This window comes from Rhizobium sp. BK098 (assembly GCF_014193155.1).
Lineage (GTDB): Bacteria > Pseudomonadota > Alphaproteobacteria > Rhizobiales > Rhizobiaceae > Rhizobium.
In genome coordinates, this window is record NZ_JACHYY010000044.1 from 1 (window position 1) to 2332 (window position 2332).

General features: G+C 59.6%; 2 protein-coding genes. Both read left to right on the forward strand.

Annotated elements, in window-relative coordinates; genetic code table 11:
• Positions 1-1476 (forward strand): IS21 family transposase (gene istA / locus FHT73_RS29215; RefSeq protein WP_246712282.1); only part of this gene is annotated, 1476 nt, incomplete at its 5' end.
• Positions 1466-2260, forward strand: a complete 795-nt coding sequence (gene istB / locus FHT73_RS29220) for an IS21-like element helper ATPase IstB (RefSeq protein WP_112611403.1) — start codon at positions 1466-1468, stop codon at positions 2258-2260. The genes istA and istB, both read left to right, overlap by 11 nt.
• The last annotated feature ends 72 nt before the right edge of the window (positions 2261-2332 follow it).

Genomic DNA, 2332 nt, shown 5'->3' on the forward strand with positions numbered 1-2332 from the left:
TTGTCGGTGCGCGAGATCAGCCGACGAACCGGATTGTCACGCAATACGATCGCGAAGTATTTGAGCGCCGGCACGATCGAGCCGAAGTTTGCGGTACCGGAACGACCGAGCAAGCTCGATCCTTTTGCCGACAAACTGGCGGGCTGGCTGAAGACTGAGGCCGGGAAGTCGCGCAAGCAGCGCCGAACGCTGAAGCAGCTTCATGCTGATCTGACAGCTCTCGGCTTTACCGGCTCCTATGGTCGGGTCGCCGCGTTCGCCCGTGACTGGCGGGTTGAGCAGCAGACGGCTGGCCGCGGCATATTCGTTCCGCTGTCTTTCCGGCCTGGCGAAGCATTCCAATTCGATTGGAGTGAAGATTATGCCGTGATCGGCGGCGAACGCACAAAGCTGCAGGTCGCCCATATTAAGCTATCGCACAGCCGAGCGTTTCTGATCAGGGCTTACCTGCTGCAGACGCACGAGATGCTCTTCGACGCCCACTGGCACGGTTTCCGCGTGTTCGGTGGCGTACCTGGTCGCGGCATCTACGATAACATGAAGACGGCGGTCGATCGCGTCGGCCGCGGCAAGGAGCGGCAGGTCAATATCCGTTTCCTGGCGATGACGAACCACTACGTCTTTGCGCCTGAGTTCTGCAATCCAGCGGCAGGATGGGAGAAGGGTCAGGTAGAGAAGAACGTCCAGGATGCTCGACCGCGGTTGTGGCAACAGATGCCGGACTTTCCCGATCTGCCGGCGTTGAACGCCTGGCTGGAGCAGCATTGTCAGGATCTGTGGCGCGACACAGCGCACGGCACCTTGCCCGGTACGATCGCGCACGTCTGGTCGGCAGAGCGACCGGCATTGATGGCGCTCCCCGCTGCGTTTGACGGCTTCGTCGAGCAGAGCAAGCGCGTCTCTCCAACATGCCTGGTTACCTTCGAGCGTAATCGCTACAGCGTGCCTGCGTCTTTTGCGAACCGGCCAGTCAGCCTGCGGATCTATCCCGAGCGACTGGTTGTTGCGGCAGAAGGCAATATCCTATGTGAGCATCTGCGGGTCATTGAACGCAGCCACGACAAGCCGCCGCGGACGATTTACGACTGGCGGCATTATCTTGCCGTCATCCAGCGCAAGCCTGGTGCCCTGCGCAATGGAGCGCCTTTCCTGGAATTGCCGTTGGCCTTCCGGCAATTGCAGGATCAGATGCTTCGCCGCCCCGGCGGTGATCGTGAGATGGCCGATATCCTTGCTCTCGTGCTCCATCATGATGAACAGGTCGTCCTTCGCGCTGTGGAACTGGCCCTGGAGGCGGGCGTGGCAACCAAAACGCATGTGCTGAACCTGCTGCATCGATTGATCGACGGCAAAACCACTGATGGTCCCGATATCGATACGCCACAAGCGCTGACCTTGCTTCGCGAACCCAAGGCCAATGTAGAACGCTACGATGGCTTGCGTGTCCGGATCGCGGGAGGTCGCCATGCGTCATGATCCTGCCAGCGCCGCCGTCGTCATCATGCTTCGTAGTCTGAAGATGTACGGCATGGCTCAAGCCGTCATCGACCTGATCGAGCAAGGCGCTCCAGCCTTCGATGCGGCCGTGCCGATCTTGTCCCAGTTGCTGAAGGCTGAAATGGCCGAGCGCGAAGTTCGCTCGATAGCCTATCACATGAAGGCTGCTCGCTTCCCGGCCTACAAGGACATCTCCGAGTTCGACTTCGCCGCCAGCGAGATCAACGAGGCGACGGTGCGCCAACTGCACCGATGCGAGTTCATGGACGGAGCGCAGAATATCGTGCTCGTCGGCGGCCCTGGCACAGGAAAAACACATATCGCGACCGCCCTCGGTGTCCAGGCGATCGAGCATCATCGCCGAAAGGTCCGCTTCTTCTCGACGATCGAATTGGTCAATGCGCTCGAGCAGGAGAAGGCCAAAGGCAAGGCCGGCCAGATCGCTGAGACACTGGTTCGCCTCGATCTGCTGGTCCTGGACGAGTTGGGATACCTCCCATTCAGCGCGTCAGGCGGAGCGCTGCTCTTCCACCTGCTGAGCAAGCTCTATGAGCGCACCAGCGTCATCATCACCACCAACCTCAGCTTCAGCGAATGGGCCACGGTCTTCGGAGACGCCAAGATGACGACCGCTCTGCTCGACCGCCTGACCCACCGTTGCCATATCCTGGAAACAGGAAACGACAGCTTCCGCTTCAAGGCCAGCTCGGCCGCAGCAGCCCAAAAGAGAGGAGAAAAAACCAATCCCTTGACCAAAGCCTGATCAGAAAACCATATTTAAACGTGGCTCACTTCTCGGTGGAAAAACCGGCTCTGTTCCGCGTGAAAACCAACA

Excerpts from the sequence above, each read along its gene's own strand:
- istB (WP_112611403.1), top strand. The coding sequence starts at position 1,466 with ATGCGTCATGATCCTGCCAGCGCCGCCGTCGTCATCATGCTTCGTAGT.